Origin of the sequence: Listeria floridensis FSL S10-1187, assembly GCF_000525875.1 — a bacterium.
GTDB classification, from domain to species: domain Bacteria; phylum Bacillota; class Bacilli; order Lactobacillales; family Listeriaceae; genus Listeria; species Listeria floridensis.
In genome coordinates, this window is sequence record NZ_AODF01000015.1 from 1 (window position 1) to 15,987 (window position 15,987).

At 41.2% G+C, this 15,987-nt stretch carries 17 protein-coding genes and 2 pseudogenes; 17 read left to right on the forward strand and 2 right to left on the reverse strand.

The window, feature by feature from the left end; translation table 11 throughout:
- The 12 genes and pseudogenes from MFLO_RS07060 to pnp all read left to right on the forward strand — a co-directional run.
- Positions 1-897 (forward strand): helix-hairpin-helix domain-containing protein (locus tag MFLO_RS07060; RefSeq protein ID WP_036097263.1); only part of this gene is annotated, 897 nt, incomplete at its 5' end.
- Between the two features lie 168 nt (positions 898-1,065).
- Positions 1,066-1,533: a ribosome maturation factor RimP gene (gene rimP, locus MFLO_RS07065; RefSeq protein ID WP_036097264.1), complete on the forward strand. Its 468-nt coding sequence runs from the start codon at positions 1,066-1,068 to the stop codon at positions 1,531-1,533.
- A 26-nt stretch (positions 1,534-1,559) separates the two neighbouring features.
- Positions 1,560-2,685 (forward strand): annotated as a pseudogene (gene nusA, locus MFLO_RS07070) (transcription termination factor NusA).
- A 13-nt stretch (positions 2,686-2,698) separates the two neighbouring features.
- Positions 2,699-2,983, forward strand: coding sequence for an RNase P modulator RnpM (gene rnpM / locus MFLO_RS07075; protein WP_036097265.1), 285 nt, complete (start codon positions 2,699-2,701; stop codon positions 2,981-2,983).
- Positions 2,976-3,275: a YlxQ family RNA-binding protein gene (locus MFLO_RS07080; protein ID WP_036097266.1), complete on the forward strand. Its 300-nt coding sequence runs from the start codon at positions 2,976-2,978 to the stop codon at positions 3,273-3,275. Before rnpM ends, MFLO_RS07080 begins: the two co-directional genes overlap by 8 nt.
- A gap of 22 nt (positions 3,276-3,297) precedes the next feature.
- Positions 3,298-5,691: a translation initiation factor IF-2 gene (gene infB / locus MFLO_RS07085; RefSeq protein ID WP_036097267.1), complete on the forward strand. Its 2,394-nt coding sequence runs from the start codon at positions 3,298-3,300 to the stop codon at positions 5,689-5,691.
- Complete coding sequence (locus MFLO_RS07090) at positions 5,691-5,969, forward strand: DUF503 domain-containing protein (protein ID WP_036097332.1); 279 nt, start codon at positions 5,691-5,693, stop codon at positions 5,967-5,969. Before infB ends, MFLO_RS07090 begins: the two co-directional genes overlap by 1 nt.
- An 11-nt stretch (positions 5,970-5,980) precedes the next feature.
- Positions 5,981-6,325, forward strand: coding sequence for a 30S ribosome-binding factor RbfA (gene rbfA / locus MFLO_RS07095; protein ID WP_036097268.1), 345 nt, complete (start codon positions 5,981-5,983; stop codon positions 6,323-6,325).
- A gap of 75 nt (positions 6,326-6,400) precedes the next feature.
- On the forward strand, positions 6,401-7,324 hold the full coding sequence (truB, locus tag MFLO_RS07100; RefSeq protein ID WP_036097269.1) for a tRNA pseudouridine(55) synthase TruB: 924 nt from the start codon (positions 6,401-6,403) through the stop codon (positions 7,322-7,324).
- A 79-nt stretch (positions 7,325-7,403) separates the two neighbouring features.
- Positions 7,404-8,336, forward strand: coding sequence for a bifunctional riboflavin kinase/FAD synthetase (locus MFLO_RS07105; RefSeq protein ID WP_036097270.1), 933 nt, complete (start codon positions 7,404-7,406; stop codon positions 8,334-8,336).
- Between the two features lie 164 nt (positions 8,337-8,500).
- Positions 8,501-8,770 (forward strand): 30S ribosomal protein S15, encoded by a 270-nt coding sequence (rpsO, locus tag MFLO_RS07110; protein ID WP_036097271.1) that lies wholly within the window; start codon positions 8,501-8,503, stop codon positions 8,768-8,770.
- A gap of 222 nt (positions 8,771-8,992) precedes the next feature.
- Entirely contained in the window at positions 8,993-11,194 is a 2,202-nt protein-coding gene (pnp, locus tag MFLO_RS07115) for a polyribonucleotide nucleotidyltransferase (protein WP_036097272.1), read from the forward strand.
- 29 nt (positions 11,195-11,223) lie between these two features.
- Here pnp and MFLO_RS07120 read toward each other — a convergent pair.
- A pseudogene (locus tag MFLO_RS07120) lies at positions 11,224-11,698 on the reverse strand (endolytic transglycosylase MltG).
- Positions 11,699-11,738: 40 nt separating this feature from the next.
- Positions 11,739-12,113, reverse strand: a complete 375-nt coding sequence (locus MFLO_RS07125; RefSeq protein WP_036097273.1) for a hypothetical protein — start codon at positions 12,111-12,113, stop codon at positions 11,739-11,741.
- Positions 12,114-12,307: 194 nt separating this feature from the next.
- On the opposite strand from MFLO_RS07125, the gene rpmG reads away from it, so the two are divergent.
- From rpmG to MFLO_RS07150, 5 genes are all read left to right on the forward strand, one after another.
- A complete protein-coding gene (gene rpmG, locus MFLO_RS07130) occupies positions 12,308-12,457 on the forward strand; it encodes a 50S ribosomal protein L33 (RefSeq protein ID WP_003719608.1) in 150 nt (49 codons plus the stop codon).
- A gap of 48 nt (positions 12,458-12,505) precedes the next feature.
- Positions 12,506-13,045 carry a 5-formyltetrahydrofolate cyclo-ligase gene (locus MFLO_RS07135; protein WP_036097274.1) on the forward strand — a complete coding sequence of 180 codons (540 nt, stop codon included), beginning with the start codon at positions 12,506-12,508 and terminating at the stop codon, positions 13,043-13,045.
- A gap of 115 nt (positions 13,046-13,160) precedes the next feature.
- Positions 13,161-14,714 carry a rhomboid family intramembrane serine protease gene (locus tag MFLO_RS07140; RefSeq protein ID WP_036097275.1) on the forward strand — a complete coding sequence of 518 codons (1,554 nt, stop codon included), beginning with the start codon at positions 13,161-13,163 and terminating at the stop codon, positions 14,712-14,714.
- A complete protein-coding gene (locus MFLO_RS07145) occupies positions 14,711-14,926 on the forward strand; it encodes a YqgQ family protein (RefSeq protein ID WP_036097276.1) in 216 nt (71 codons plus the stop codon). Before MFLO_RS07140 ends, MFLO_RS07145 begins: the two co-directional genes overlap by 4 nt.
- A 19-nt stretch (positions 14,927-14,945) precedes the next feature.
- A complete protein-coding gene (locus tag MFLO_RS07150) occupies positions 14,946-15,917 on the forward strand; it encodes an ROK family glucokinase (RefSeq protein ID WP_036097277.1) in 972 nt (323 codons plus the stop codon).
- Positions 15,918-15,987: the final 70 nt, after the last annotated feature.

Genomic DNA, 15,987 nt, shown 5'->3' on the forward strand with positions numbered 1-15,987 from the left:
GATTCTAAGACTGGAACGCTCGGTATACCGGAATTTGGAACGCGATTTGTTCGTCAAATGCTTGAACAAACCAAACCGACAACATTTTCTGAGCTGGTTCAGATTTCAGGATTGTCTCACGGGACGGATGTTTGGCTCGGCAACGCTGAAGAGCTGATCAAAAATAAAATTTGTGAATTGCCGGATGTCATCGGTTGTCGGGATGATATCATGGTGTTCTTGATTTATCAAGGACTCGAAAGTTCTCTTGCTTTCCGGATTATGGAATCTGTTCGGAAAGGGAAAGGGCTAACTGAGGAAATGGAAGCTGCAATGATCGAAAACAATGTACCGGCTTGGTATATTGATTCATGTAAAAAGATTAAATATATGTTCCCGAAAGCCCATGCAGCTGCTTATGTACTGATGGCAGTTCGGATTGCCTATTTCAAGGTGCATCATCCGCTTTATTTCTATGCTACGTATTTCTCGGTTCGTGCTGATGACTTTGATCTCACTGCAATGGTGAACGGACGCGAAGCGGTTAAGGCTGTTATGAAAGAGATTAATGACAAAGGACTCGAAGCCTCTACCAAGGAAAAGAATTTGCTGACGGTGCTTGAAATTGCGAATGAAATGCTCGCTCGCGGCTACAAATTCCAGAAGGTTGATTTATACAAATCAAAGGCTGACGAGTTTGTGATTGAAGGAGATACATTGATTCCACCATTTAATGCGATTCCGAGTCTTGGAACAAACGTTGCGCGTCAAATTGTTGCAGCGCGTGCGGATGGGGAGTTTCTCTCGAAAGAAGATTTGCAGCAGCGTGGGAAGGTTTCGAAGACGATCATTCAATACATGGACGATCAAGGATGTCTTGAAGGATTGCCTGATCAAAACCAACTGTCGCTATTTTAACAAAAACCGTAAAAACGGCGGATTTGCTAAATTTGTGAAACTATGCTATTATTACAGGTGAAATACAACGATAACTCAGCTAAGAGTGGGCTTTTGCCCACTCTTTCATTTTGCGGTGGTTTGGTGAGAGCCGCAAGAAGAGCAGAGCATATCTCTAAGGAGGCTGAAATGAGTAAGGTTTTAGACCAAGTAGAGGAACTTGTTACGCCTATTACCGATGAACTGGGTTTTGAACTTGTCGATTTAGCATTTGAAAAAGAAGGAAAAAATTGGTTTTTACGAATCTTTATCGATAAAGAAGGCGGCATTGATATTGATGAATGCGCGCTCGTTAGTGAAAAGGTAAGTGAAAAATTGGATGAATCCGATCCAATCACACAAAATTACTTTCTCGAAGTTTCATCACCAGGTGCTGAACGTCCTCTTAAAAAGGAAGCAGATTTCGAAAAAGCCGTGGGCGAATATGTTCATGTAACAGCCTATGAACAAATTGATGGTCGCAAAATGTGGGAGGGAACGCTTCTTTCCTACGACGGAACCGAGCTCAAGGTAGAGATCAAGGATAAAACACGTAAAATAACATGTGTGATTCCAAAAGACAAAGTGGCCAAAGCACGTCTAGCCATTGAATTTTAAAAAAATGAATAAGGAGTGAATAAAAAATGAGCACAGAATTACTAGATGCTCTTCATGTTTTGGAACATGATAAAGGAATTTCCCCAGATGTAATCGTAGAAGCAATCGAAGCGGCACTTGTCTCCGCATATAAACGCAATTTTAATCAAGCACAAAATGTTCGTGTTGATTTTAACCCTGAAAAAGGTTCAATTAAAGTTTTTGCAAGAAAAGATGTGGTTGATCAAGTTTTTGACTCTCGTCTTGAAATGTCGCTTGATGAGGCACATAAACTGAATCCCGTCTATAAAGTTGGAGATGTAGTTGAACTTGAAGTAACGCCAAAAAGACTTTGGTCGAATTGCTGCGCAAACCGCGAAGCAGGTTGTTACTCAACGTGTTCGCGAAGCAGAACGTGGTATCATTTATGATGAGTTTATTGATCGTGAAGATGATATCATGACAGGGATTGTTGAGCGTCAGGATTCACGTTTCATTTATGTGAACCTCGGCAAAATTGAAGCAATTCTTTCGCAAAATGAACAAATGCCGAATGAAACGTATCGTCCGCATGACCGAATCAAAGTGTATTTGACCAAAGTTGAAAAAACGACAAAGGGTCCGCAAATCTTTGTTTCAAGAACACATCCAGGACTTTTGAAACGACTTTTTGAAATGGAAGTTCCTGAGATTTATGAAGGAATTGTCGAAATTAAATCGGTTGCTCGCGAAGCAGGCGATCGCTCTAAGATTTCTGTTTATACGGCAGATCCGGAAGTAGATGCAGTTGGTGCTTGTGTAGGGCCAAAAGGTGCACGTGTCCAAACGATTGTGAACGAGTTGAAAGGCGAAAAAATTGATATCGTAGAATGGTCGGATGATCCTTATACGTTTGTTGCGAACGCACTTAGCCCTTCAAAAGTTCTCGATGTTATTGTAAATGAAGAGGAGCAAGCGACAACCGTTGTCGTCCCTGATTATCAGCTTTCGCTGGCTATTGGAAAACGCGGCCAAAACGCTCGTCTTGCAGCTAAGCTTACGGGTTGGAAAATTGATATTAAGAGTGAAACCGTTGCCCGTGAAATGGGTATTTATCCGCGCGAGGAAGCGCCTGTTCAAGAAACAGAAGAAACAGCGGTAGAAACCGAAATCGTTTCGGAAGATGAAGAATAAAGGAGAGCCGAACATGCGTAACAAAAAAATCCCGTTAAGGAAGTGCATTATAACCGGTGAACGTTTACCGAAGCAAGAACTTCTACGGATTGCTTATTCCAAAGAAGGGACGCTTACAATTGATCCGAGTGGGAAAGCACTTGGACGCGGCTTTTATATTAAAAAAGATGTAGCTGTTGCCGAGCGTGCCAAAGCAAAAAACGCTTTGTTTCAGCAATTAAAAATGAAAGAGCAAGATGGATTTTACGACGAGTTAATTAGCTATGTAAAATCGCTTGAGGGAGAACATCATGGATGAAAAATTTCTCCAACTCCTCGGTCTTGCCTATCGTGCAAAGAAAATAACAACCGGAGAAGAATTAGTTTTAAAAGCAATTCGAAGCGGAAAAGCATCGCTTGTTCTTTTAGCTGGTGATGTTTCAAGCGGAACCGAAAAGAAAATCCGGAATAAATGCGAATACTACGAGGTCGACCTAAGGAAACTGTTAACTCGGGAAGAATTAGGAGGTGCGATCGGCAAAGAGTCGCGCGCGATCATCGCTATTCTCGACAAAGGATTTGCTAAGAAACTAAAAGAACTGCTCGGTTGATTACCTAGTGGAGGTGTACGGCATGAGTAAAATTCGTGTATATGAGTATGCAAAAAAGCAACAAGTTTCTAGTAAAGAAATCATTGAAAAATTACGCGGCTTAGGGATTGAAGTATCAAATCATATGTCTACAATCAATGACAATGCGTTAAGACAACTTGATCAATCATTTTCAAATAAAGAGAATAAAAATCCTGCTCCGGTTAAGAGTGTAAAACCGCAAGGCGCAGGGAACAGTAAGGAGCCAAACAAACTGAATAAAAACGAAAACCAAAAACCAAAAGATAACAAACCGGCTAATACAGCTGGTGTCAATAAAGGCAATAATCGTCCTTCTCATTCATCAAACAAAAATGCTGTATCAAACAATTCATCGAGTGTAGCAAAACAACAAAGCTCGAATCAATCGAAACCGCAATCTTCTGGTCAAGCGAAGACGCAGGGTTCGACTGGTTCAAAACCACAAGGCTCGAATCAAAATCGTAACCAAGGTCAAGGCGGTAATCGCTTTGGTGGCGGGAATAACCAAAACCGCGGCGGCGGAAGAAACAATCAACGCGGCGGATTTAATCAAAATCGCGGCGGAAAAGGCAAGAAAAAGGCGAAACAAAATACGTTTGCATCGCCAATTACACCGCCAAAACCTAAACCACTTCCGGAAAAGGTTGTTTTCACAGAGTCACTTACAGTTACAGAACTTGCGAAAAAACTTGGACGCGAGCCATCTGAAATCATTAAAAAACTCTTTATGCTTGGCGTCGTAGCAACGATCAATCAAGAGCTTGATAAAGATGCAATTGAACTAATCTGTGCAGAATACGGGGTTGAAGTTGAAGAAGAAATCAAAGTAGATATTACAGATCTTGATGTGTATTTTGAAAGTGCTGAAGAAGAAGATGCAGGACACCTTGAAGAACGTCCACCAGTTGTAACGATCATGGGACACGTCGATCACGGGAAAACAACCTTGCTCGATTCACTGCGCAACACGAAAGTGACGCTCGGCGAAGCCGGCGGAATTACGCAGCATATCGGTGCTTATCAGTTGGATGTGCGTGGTAAGAAAATTACATTCCTTGATACACCTGGGCACGCGGCCTTTACAGCAATGCGTGCCCGTGGAGCGCAAATTACGGATATTACGATTCTCGTTGTTGCAGCAGATGATGGAGTTATGCCACAAACGATTGAAGCGATCAACCATGCGAAAGCGGCTAAGATGCCAATTATCGTAGCTGTCAATAAAATTGATAAACCGCAAGCAAACCCTGAACGAGTAATGCAAGAACTGACTGAATATGAGCTTATTCCAGAAGAATGGGGCGGCGATACTATTTTCGCGCCAATCTCTGCGAAGTTTGGTGAAGGTCTTGATAACTTGCTTGATATGATTCTGCTTGTTTCTGAGGTGGAAGAGTTAAAAGCAAATCCAGATCGTCGTGCGATCGGTACGGTTGTAGAAGCAGAGCTTGATAAAGGGCGCGGTTCTGTTGCGACACTTCTTGTCCAAGACGGAACGCTTCATGTTGGAGATCCAATCGTTGTCGGAAGCACATTTGGACGTGTACGTGCGATGGTGAATGATCTTGGACGCCGTGTTAAAAAAGTCGGACCAAGTACGCCGGTTGAAATTACTGGGTTAAATGATGTACCACAAGCAGGCGACCGTTTTGTAGTCTTTGAGGATGAAAAAACAGCGCGTTCAGTTGGGGAATCACGTGCATCAAAAGCACTTCAAGCACAACGTTCTGCGACAAACCGTGTCAGCCTTGACAACTTGTTTGAACACATGAAAGCTGGAGAAATGAAAGAAGTGAACGTTATCATCAAAGCGGACGTACAAGGTTCTGTTGAAGCTTTAGCCGCATCCCTTCGTAAAATTGAAGTGGAAGGTGTTAATGTCAAAATCATTCATACAGCTGTAGGTGCAATCAATGAATCTGATATCACACTTGCAGCAGCATCGAATGCGATTATTATCGGCTTTAACGTTCGTCCGACAACACAAGCTCGTGAAGCAGCTGTAAATGAAAGTGTGGATATTCGTTTACACCGCGTTATTTATAAAGCAATTGAAGAAATCGAAGCAGCGATGAAAGGGATGCTTGATCCAGAATACGAAGAAAAAATTATCGGACAAGCTCAAGTTCGCCAAACGTTTAACGTATCAAAAATCGGTACAATTGCCGGCTGTTTTGTTACTGACGGTAAAATCACACGAGACAGCGGAGTCCGCTTGATTCGTGATGGTATCGTTGTATTTGAAGGACAACTTTCATCACTTAAACGCTTTAAAGATGATGCCAAAGAAGTAGCTAAAGGTTATGAATGTGGGATCACGATCGAGAACTTTAACGATATTAAAGAAGACGATGTGATCGAAGCCTTTGTGATGGAAGAAATTGAACGGAAATGATGGTTCGAAGTGTCGTTTGTGAATTTCTCATATACGACGCAACAAATTTAAAAGCAAAACGTGCCGTGTTAAAGCGAATTTTAACACGTGCACGTCAAAAATTTAATGTTTCAATCGCCGAAATCGGGTATCAAGATAAGTGGCAGCGAACTGAAATTGGTTTTGCAGTCATATCTGATACTCGCATTCAAGGCGAAAAAGAAGCAGATCAAGTTCTCGCGTTTCTAGATTCTTTTCCTGAATGGGAGAGGCATCAAACTGAAACCGAGTGGTTATAGAGGTGAACAAAATGAGTGTAAGAGCAAATCGGGTTGCGGAGCAAATGAAAAAAGAACTCGGCGATATTTTAAACCGAAAAATCAAAGATCCTCGTTTAGGTTTTATCACGATTACGGATATTGAAGTAACAGGAGATTTGCAACAAGCGACGGTCTATATTTCCATCCTTGGAAATGAAAAAGAACGCGAACAAACACTTCTCGCGCTTGAGAAGGCACACGGCTTTATTCGCTCTGAAATCGGCAACCGGATGAGTTTACGCAAAGTTCCTGAGATTCTGTTTGAAATCGACAGTTCGCTTGAATACGGTAATCGAATTGACGAACTGCTGCGCGACTTAAATAAAGACAGCTGAAACAGGAGCCGAAACAAAACGGATAAGGCGTTTTCGTTTCGGCTTTTTTGTTTGAAAAGGAGGATGCGAGCTAAGATGGACGGAATAATCGCGCTTTATAAAGAACCAGGTATGACAAGTCATGACTGTGTCTTTAAGTTGCGTAAAATTTTAAAAACCAAAAAAGTGGGACATACTGGAACGCTTGACCCAGCTGTGGCTGGAGTTTTGCCAATTTGTATCGGACGCGCAACAAAACTAGCCGAATATTTGACAGATGAAGGCAAAGAATATGTGGCAGAAATCACGCTTGGTACGAGTACGGAAACGGAAGATCAAACCGGTGAAGTTGTCGCTGAAAAGGCTATTTCGGCACAAATAGAAGAAGCGGAACTTGAAGCTGTACTACAAAGGTTGACCGGGGATATCACTCAAACTCCGCCGATGTATTCGGCTGTCAAAGTAAACGGGCGCAAACTATATGAATATGCACGTGCTGGAGAAACAGTAGAGCGACCGAAACGAATCGTTACAATTAACGAGCTGAAACGGCTTGACAGTGGCGCACTAACACAAGATAACCCGAGTTTTAAACTACGCATTCGCTGCGGCAAGGGGACATATATTCGCACGCTTGCGGTTATGATCGGCGAGGCGCTCGGATATCCGGCACACATGTCGGCGCTTGAACGTACTAAAAGTGGTTTTTTTTCGGTAGAAAACTGCGCCACGCTTTCTGACATCGAAGAAAAAGTCCTTGCAAACAAATTTGACTTCCTTCATCCGCTAGAATTAGGGGTATCCAATATGCCGCAAATTGCCTTATCAAGCGAGCTATATGAGCGTGTTTTAAACGGAGCCGTTCTCGATCAAACAGAACTTTTCAGTGGAGATGTGGATGCCAAACCGGATATTGCGGCACTGTTATTTCATGAAAAACTAACGGCTATTTACAGACCGCATCCGAATAAACCTGGCAAGTGGAAACCGGAGAAGGTTATCGAATTACGTGAAACCTAAGGTTAGCGATCCACATTATTGCATGGATGCAATATATTGTATTATGATAAATGGGAATTTTGATAGAGGAGAAGAAATCATGGAAACTTATTTTTTGCATCACCCTGATATTGAAGTAGAAAACAGCGATCCAAAAACGATTGCACTCGGATTTTTTGATGGGGTTCATCGCGGGCATCAAGCGGTTATTAAAGAAGCAAAACGGATTGCGGATGAGCATGGTGAAAAAACAGCTGTACTTACATTCGATCCTCATCCGTCGGTCGTTTTAGGCAAGACAAGGAAACAGATTCATTACTTAACGCCGCTTCATGAAAAACTCGAAAAACTTGAACAGCTTGGCGTGGATATTGTCTATGTAGTACGTTTTACGGCTGCTTTTGCCAATCTTTCGCCAGAAGCGTTTGTTGAAGACTATTTAGTAGCGCTTGGCGCGAAACATGTTGTAGCAGGCTTTGATTATTCTTATGGAAAAAAAGGTGCAGGTAAGATGCAAGATCTTGCTGGCTATGCGAAAGGTCGTTTTGATGTAACAACGATTAACAAACAGGAAGCTTTTGCCGCAAAAATCAGTTCCACGAAGATTCGAAGTGCAATTGAAAGTGGAGACTTGGATACGGCTGATGAACTGTTAGGGTATCCTTATAAAATTAAAGGGACTGTGATTCACGGAGATAAACGTGGACGCACGCTTGGGTTCCCGACGGCTAATATGAAAATTGAAGATGATTACTTGATTCCTAAGCTTGGGATTTATGCGGTTAAGTTTATTATCGGCGGGAAAAGCTATGCTGGGATGGCAAGCATTGGCTATAATGTCACGTTTAAGACGGATCAAGAAATGTCAATTGAAGTCTTTATTCTCGATTTTGATCGAGAAATATACGGAGAAGAAGCAGAAATTGAATGGTACCATTTCTTCCGCCCAGAGATGAAATTCAGCGGCATGGAAGGGTTGATCGAGCAACTTAAACAAGATGAGGCGAATACGCGGGCCTACTTCGCCAAATAAATTTGCTGGGTCAAACTTGGCAGAAAAACTCTATTTTTGCTTGCTTTTCCCAAAAAATTAGTGTATCTTTAATTCTGTACGAAAAGAACCTTTACTTGGCGTATGCGAATCACCAACGCTTCGCTCAGTGACAGGGGATTAGAAATGAAGGAGGTGGAGTTAACATGGCTTTAACTCAAGAAGCAAAGAATAAGATTATCGCTGAATATCGTGTCCATGATACTGATACTGGTTCTCCAGAGGTACAAATTGCTGTACTTACTGCGGAAATCAACAGCTTGAATGATCACGTTCGTGTACACAAGAAAGATCATCATTCTTACAGAGGACTAATGAAAATGGTAGGTCACCGTCGTAACCTGCTTACTTATCTTCGTAATAAAGATGTACAACGTTACCGCGAACTTATCAAACGTTTAGGTTTACGTCGTTAAAAACTAGACTGGAAAAAGCGGGATACTTCTTGGTTTCCCGCTTTTTTTTAAAGAAAAATGAATTGAGCGTTTGTAGCTTTATCGCATGAATCCAAAAACGTGCTAGAAGATACGTCATCTGGCAGGTTTTTGGATTCATGTGTGCTTCAAAAAAGAAGTGTGCATGAAAGAATCTATGCATGGTAAAGTTCTACGCTCCGAATAAAAAGGAGAAGTGAAAATATGTCTGAAAAACAAGTCTTCACGACTGAGCTTGCGGGCAAAACGCTTGCAATTGAAGTAGGCCAGCTGGCTAAACAAGCGAGCGGAGCGGCAATGGTTCGTTTCGGGGATACAGCGGTTTTAACTGCGGCTGTCGGATCGAAAAAACCAAGACCGGGTGACTTTTTCCCGCTTACAGTGAACTATGAAGAAAAAATGTACTCTGTTGGTAAAGTACCAGGTGGATTTTTAAAACGCGAAGGGCGTCCAAGTGACCGTGCAACACTTACGGCTCGCTTAATTGATCGTCCGATTCGACCGCTCTTTGCAGAAGGATTTCGTAATGAGGTTCAAATTACATCTACGGTTTTCAGTGTAGAACAAGATTGCTCGCCTGAAATGGCTGCAATGCTTGGTTCTTCTATTTCGCTTTGCATCTCAGATATTCCGTTTGACGGACCAATTGCAGGAGTTGAAGTGGGTCGTGTTGATGGTGAATACATCATCAATCCAACAATGGAACAAGCCGAGAAAAGCGATATCTCGCTAACGGTTGCCGGAACTTATGATGCAATCAATATGGTAGAAGCTGGTGCGAAAGAAGTATCAGAAGAAGCTATGCTTGAAGCGATCATGTTTGGTCATGAAGAAATTAAACGCCTTTGCAAATTCCAAGAAGAAATTGTAAAAGCAGTTGGGAAAGAAAAACGTGAAATCGAACTTTTCGTAACTGACCCTGAACTTGAAAGAGAAGTGAAGGCTGTCAGCGAAGCGAAAATGAAACAAGCGATTCAAACAGAAGAGAAAAAAGCACGTGAAGCAGCTATTGACGCTGTGAAGGAAGAAGTGCTTGAAAGCTATAAGGTAAAAGAACTGGAAAATGAAGAAGATGTGTTGGATGAAGTCGCACAAATTCTTGAAATCATTGAAAAAGATGAAATGCGTCGTTTGATTTCGCAGGAAAAAATCCGTCCAGACGGCCGTAAAGTGGATGAAATTCGTCCGCTGTCTTCTGAAGTGGGACTACTTCCTCGCGTTCATGGTTCAGGTCTTTTTACGCGTGGACAAACGCAAGCACTGAGTGTTTGTACGCTTGCACCACTGCGTGAACACCAAATTATTGATGGGCTTGGTGCCGAAGAATATAAGCGTTTCATGCATCATTATAACTTCCCACAATTCAGTGTGGGCGAAACTGGACCGCGTCGTGGACCAGGACGTCGTGAAATCGGGCATGGAGCTTTAGGCGAGCGTGCACTTTCCTATGTTATTCCAGATGAAGAATCATTCCCGTATACAGTGCGTCTTGTATCGGAAGTGCTTGAATCAAACGGATCAAGTTCGCAAGCAAGTATTTGCGGATCGACACTTGCTCTTATGGATGCTGGTGTGCCGATCAAGGCACCTGTTGCTGGTATTGCAATGGGGCTTGTGAAGCTCGGTGAAGATTACACGATCCTTTCCGACATTCAAGGAATGGAAGATCATTTCGGGGATATGGACTTTAAAGTGGCAGGAACACGTGATGGTATTACAGCGCTACAAATGGATATCAAAATTGATGGTTTAAGCCGTCAAATTTTAGAGGAAGCTCTTACGCAGGCAAAAGCTGGACGTCTTCACATTCTTGAGCACTTAATGACAACAATCAGTGCACCACGTGAGCATCTATCAGCATATGCACCGAAAATCATGACGATGCATATTAAAGAAGAAAAAATCAAGGATGTTATTGGACCTGGTGGAAAACAAATCAACCAAATTATCGATGAAACTGGCGTGAAAATTGATATTGAACAGGACGGAACAATCTACATTGCGTCGCAGGATGAAGCGATGAACAAAAAAGCAATGGCGATTATTGAAGACATCGTGCGCGAAGTTCAGGTTGGTGAAATTTACACTGGTAAAGTACGCCGAATTGAAAAATTTGGTGCGTTTGTGGAACTCTTTAAGGGTACTGATGGACTTGTGCATATTTCGGAACTTGCTTATGAACGAGTGGGCAAGGTAGAGGACGTACTTAAACTTGGCGACGAAGTAACGGTTAAAGTGATCGAAGTCGATAATCAAGGCCGTGTGAACTTGTCACGTAAGGCGTTACTTGAAAAACCAGAAGGCTATGAAGAGAAGAAGCCTCGTGATAACAAAGATTTTAAAGGACGGGGAAATGGCGGAAATGATCGTCCGCGCAAACCTCGGTTTAATAAAGAAGATAAATAAAAAAGATTGCCCGGTGAGGGCAATCTTTTTTATTTGTGTGCTAATTTTTTAGCGATTTGATCATACGTCATTTTATTCGTTACTTCATAAGAGCCGTCACGAATATATTTTTCGTAGTTATTTTGCTTTAAGAACTTCTCAAATTCGGTTGCACTTTTAACAATGCCGTTTTTCTCAAGATCTTGACTTGCTTTTGACGAAGGATCGCCTTTTGCAATTACTAGTTTGTATTTTTTAACTTCGTTTTTCTTTTGTTCAGCTAAGCGTTTTTCTTCTGCTGCTTTGTTTTTCTCAAGTTCTTGTTCAGCTAGCAGTTTTTCATATTTTTTCTTCCATGTATCGCTGTTTTCTTTTGAGGTTGTTGTTTCAGTCTTTTGCTTTTGTTTCTGTTTTCTTGGTTTCGACAGCAGCATCCGTTTTTGTAGTAAAGAATTGGTTGAAAACAAACAATACTGCTGCTGAGATTAAGAGACCAACAGCAATCATCCTTAAATTGTTCTTCAAAGGGTGTGCTCCTTTCTCGCCATGTTTTATTCAATTGGAATTAATGTTCCAAGTATTCCTCGATAATTTGTTCCACTTCTTCTCTTGGAAGCGCGATTTGTTCGACGATTTCATCTGTTGCAATTCCTGTTGTATAAAGAGTGATTACTTGTTTTTTAAGCAAATCTTTCATTTTCGGACTCAAATCTGTACTTTCTTCCGTTTCAGCAGGAAGATCGGTAGTTTGTCCGTTTTCAGGATTCATCAACTTTTCAAGCGCTGAAACACGCTTTTTCAACTCGTAGTTTTCATGCATGAGCTGTGAAGCTACTTCTTCAAGTTCTGTTTCTAATTGTTTGTTATCGCCTTTTTGCATAAAAGAAAGAACAAAAAGCGCAATCGCCGCAACAAGAAGGATAATAATTACGACTGTCATTATGGAGTAACACCTCTTTTCCCTATACTTCTACCTTCTATTTATAACACAAAGATAAGCCCTTGGCTATGGAAATTGCGTTTTGTAAAGAAATTAAAAAGAAAAGTGTCGCCCGACCTTGCAGAAATGCGGGAAAGATGATATCATTATACAGGTTATTAAATAATCTTTCATGCAGATTTGGAGGGAAAAAGATGCGCGTAAATATTACTTTAGAGTGCACTGAATGTGGTGATCGTAATTACATTACGACTAAAAATAAACGTGAAAATCCTGAACGTATTGAACTAAAAAAATATTGTCCAAGATTACGCCGTGTAACTTTGCACCGCGAAACGAAGTAAGCAGCAGATTTTCCTGTTGCTTTTTTCCTTTTAGGGAGGAGTTTGAAGATGGATAAAACAGAACTCAGAAAAGAAACGTTGAAACGCTTGGAAAGTCTTGAAAAAAAGGATCATAAAGAGAAGTCGGATCAGCTTGCATCCCTTCTTTTCCAAACCGAGCAATGGAAGCGCGCTCATACGATAGGGATTACGTTGTCTCGCTATCCAGAAATTAATACAGAAACCATTATTTTAAAAGCATGGGAAGCAGGAAAAACAACAGCAATTCCAGAAACAATCTATCCGGGGAACAAGATGCAGTTTCGTAAGTATCAAAAAGGAGACCGGCTGATTCGTAAAAAGTTTGATTTGCTTGAACCTAATAGTGAAGCAGAACTCATTCCAAAGAAAAAATTGGATCTTTTGATCGTCCCTGGTGTGTTATTTAACTCCGAGGGGTATCGGATTGGTTTTGGAGGAGGATTCTATGATCGCTTTTTAACAGATTTTTCTGGCGATACGATCTCACTGCTTTTTTCAGAACAGCTTAGCCGAGAAATAATTCCTGAAGCCCATGATATCCCCGTTAAAAAGCTGCTTTCAGTTTAATAAAAAGAGATTGTGATAAAAATTCTTAAAAACAGGTTCTGTTGTTTACAACGCCTGTTTTTTTGCGTATAGTAGTAAATATAATTGGCAAATTCGATAGAAAGCAGGGAATCTTTTGAGTCTCCAAGAAAACTATATTTTCTGGCGGTTAACTAACTATTTTTTAGAGCAAGAAAACTATCGCTTGATTCACCTTCATGAAGAAAAGCACGAACTCTGGTTAGAAAATCCCAGCCAAAAAACACGTCCTGTGATACGCATTCAAATTCGTGAACTCGGATGGACGAGTGTTGTAGAAAGGGACGTCAGTCACACATTTACGGTGGCCGAAAATCTTCGCAAACAGATGGGGGCAACGAATCTTCAGGTCGCCAACATTTATATTACACCTTTTGTTCCTGTGGGTGAACATGGGTTATTTCAAGATAAAGTTCAAAATGAAACTGAAAAAATTACAATTCAAAACCTGCTTGTGTCATCTGAGCAGCTTAACGACCATTTAGAAGCACTTGAAGAAAAACTTCAAATACCTAGAGGCACTTTCCATGTCGAAAATGAAATTACAGATGATCTGGTTGTTAATGAACGTCAATCAGTAATCACATACATTACAAAGAAAGTAAACGATGAAGAACAAAAAGCCCGTACAACCAAGCCATTCGTTACCTACACATTTATTTTGATGCAAATGCTTTACTTTATTTGGGTCTTTTTAAAAGACAGCCAACTTAGCACATATTCATTGGTAGAGTGGGGAGCCAAGTTTAATCCGCTGATCTATGAAGGTGAATGGTGGCGTTTCATTTCACCGATCTTTTTACACACAGGTTTTATGCACATTGCGGCCAACTGTTTAATGCTTTATATTGTCGGTCCGTGGGCAGAACGATTGTACGGCAGATGGCGTTATGCTGTCATTCTGCTGCTTGGCGGTATTGCAGGAAACATTGCAGGTTTTGCGCTAAATAATAATGTGGCGGTCGGATCAAGTACTGCCGTGTTCGCTCTATTTGGCTGTCTGCTCTATGTGGTTGTGTTAAAACCGCACCTTTATGCTAAAACGATTGGTGTAAATATTGCTGTATTAGTTGGAATTAATCTTGTACTTGACTTATTTATGCCAAACATTGATTTAGCTGGGCATGTCGGCGGGCTTGTTGGTGGATTTTTCTTAGCAGGTGTTCTTTCTCTACCGCAGCAATACTTTAATCTTCGACGTGGGCTGTATGGAGCCGCTGTTATCATTTTGGCAGGATTGTTTCTGTTCATGGGATTCAATCGTTCAGATGATGAAGCAGATCCGGCTCTTTCAAATGGTGTAGCTCAATACTACTTGCAAAAAGGTAAGCCTAAAGAAGCAGACAAGATTTTCCGTTATTTGGATGAAAGCGGCAATGCAGATGAATACAGTAATACGCTCATGGCAGGACAAGCGCTACAAAAGCAAGACTTTGGTGAAGCGAAGAAAAGAGCTTCAGAGGCTGTTTTCTTGAATAATGAACTGCCGCAGCCACATTATATCTTAGCTGTTTGTTATATGCGTGAGGGAAATCATAAGGAAGCATTGAAGCAGGCTGAACTGGCTAAAAATCTATCTTCAGAAAAAGTGTATCAAGATTTTTATAACGAGCTCCAAAAAAATATGCAAAAGCAAGAGGGATCATTATGAATTCAGTGTATGATGTCGCGCAGCTGTTGAAGAAATATGGCATCATCGTTTATTTGGGAAAGCGCGAGTATGATATTGAAATGATGGAACATGAGTTGACCGAACTTTTCAAGCATCAAATGATTGAACGTGAAAGATATGCACGTGCACGAAGCATATTAAAACAAGAACTAATCAAGGAACAAAAGAAAAACAGCCATTCTGGGCAGTGAGTAGAAGGAGCAAGTCGAAATGGAAAAGAAATTAATCGGTGTTGATTTAGGTGGAACTACAGCAAAGATTGCGATTTTGACAAAAGAAGGCGAAATTCAAGAAAAATGGAGTATCAAAACTGATATTTCGGATAACGGGTCGCATATTGTTCGTGATATTGGTGATAGCATTAATCAGAAGTTGACAGACTTACAGATTGATAACGACGAATTTTATGGGATCGGCTTTGGTACTCCTGGAACAGTCAACTATGAAACTGGCACTGTTAAAGGTGCATATAATTTAAATTGGGTCGAAGAACAACCGGTTTCAGAAGACTTAAAACGATTAACAGGTCTTGATATTGCTCTTGATAACGATGCAAATGTAGCTGCACTTGGTGAGCGCTGGAAAGGTGCTGGTGAAGGCGGAGCAAACGTAGTTTTTGTGACACTCGGAACAGGCGTCGGTGGTGGTATCTTTGCAGAAGGACAAATCTTGCACGGTATTCGCGGAGCAGCTGGTGAAATTGGACACGTAACGGTCATGCCTGAAAATGGATATCAGTGTACGTGCGGAAAGAAAGGTTGCTTGGAAACTGTTGCTTCTGCGACGGGAATTGTTCGAGTTGCGAAAGATATGGCTGAACAATTTGACGACAAGTCTAAACTTGTGGAATTGATTCATGCAGATAAGAAAATCAGTTCGAAGCTAATCTTTGATTTTGAAAAAGATGGCGATCCATTTGCGAAGCAAGTAGTAGAAAAGATCTCTTTTTATTTAGCACTTGCTCTTAGCCACATCGGAAACATGTTAAATCCAGAGAAAATAATCATCGGCGGCGGTGTTTCAGCTGCGGGAGATGCTTTGCTTGATCCAGTTAAACGCCATTTTGAGACAATGGTATTCCCAACAGTACTTGAATCAACCAAAATTTCGATTGCGACACGAGGAAATGATGCTGGCGTAATTGGTGCTGCTTGGCTGGTTCTACCAAACAGCGAAGCATAAAAACGATATTGATAGAGAGCCTCTATTCCTAAAGGGTTTTACTGTATTCTAAAAAGGGTAGTTTGTATGG

Bases quoted from the DNA above. Each gene is read 5' to 3' on its own strand.
- rimP (WP_036097264.1), top strand. From the start codon at position 1,066: ATGAGTAAGGTTTTAGACCAAGTAGAGGAACTTGTTACGCCTATTACC.
- rnpM (WP_036097265.1), top strand. From the start codon at position 2,699: ATGCGTAACAAAAAAATCCCGTTAAGGAAGTGCATTATAACCGGTGAA.
- MFLO_RS07080 (WP_036097266.1), top strand. From the start codon at position 2,976: ATGGATGAAAAATTTCTCCAACTCCTCGGTCTTGCCTATCGTGCAAAG.
- infB (WP_036097267.1), top strand. From the start codon at position 3,298: ATGAGTAAAATTCGTGTATATGAGTATGCAAAAAAGCAACAAGTTTCT.
- MFLO_RS07090 (WP_036097332.1), top strand. From the start codon at position 5,691: ATGGTTCGAAGTGTCGTTTGTGAATTTCTCATATACGACGCAACAAAT.
- rbfA (WP_036097268.1), top strand. From the start codon at position 5,981: ATGAGTGTAAGAGCAAATCGGGTTGCGGAGCAAATGAAAAAAGAACTC.
- truB (WP_036097269.1), top strand. From the start codon at position 6,401: ATGGACGGAATAATCGCGCTTTATAAAGAACCAGGTATGACAAGTCAT.
- MFLO_RS07105 (WP_036097270.1), top strand. From the start codon at position 7,404: ATGGAAACTTATTTTTTGCATCACCCTGATATTGAAGTAGAAAACAGC.
- rpsO (WP_036097271.1), top strand. From the start codon at position 8,501: ATGGCTTTAACTCAAGAAGCAAAGAATAAGATTATCGCTGAATATCGT.
- pnp (WP_036097272.1), top strand. From the start codon at position 8,993: ATGTCTGAAAAACAAGTCTTCACGACTGAGCTTGCGGGCAAAACGCTT.
- MFLO_RS07125 (WP_036097273.1), bottom strand. From the start codon at position 12,113: ATGACAGTCGTAATTATTATCCTTCTTGTTGCGGCGATTGCGCTTTTT.
- rpmG (WP_003719608.1), top strand. From the start codon at position 12,308: ATGCGCGTAAATATTACTTTAGAGTGCACTGAATGTGGTGATCGTAAT.
- MFLO_RS07135 (WP_036097274.1), top strand. From the start codon at position 12,506: ATGGATAAAACAGAACTCAGAAAAGAAACGTTGAAACGCTTGGAAAGT.
- MFLO_RS07145 (WP_036097276.1), top strand. From the start codon at position 14,711: ATGAATTCAGTGTATGATGTCGCGCAGCTGTTGAAGAAATATGGCATC.
- MFLO_RS07150 (WP_036097277.1), top strand. From the start codon at position 14,946: ATGGAAAAGAAATTAATCGGTGTTGATTTAGGTGGAACTACAGCAAAG.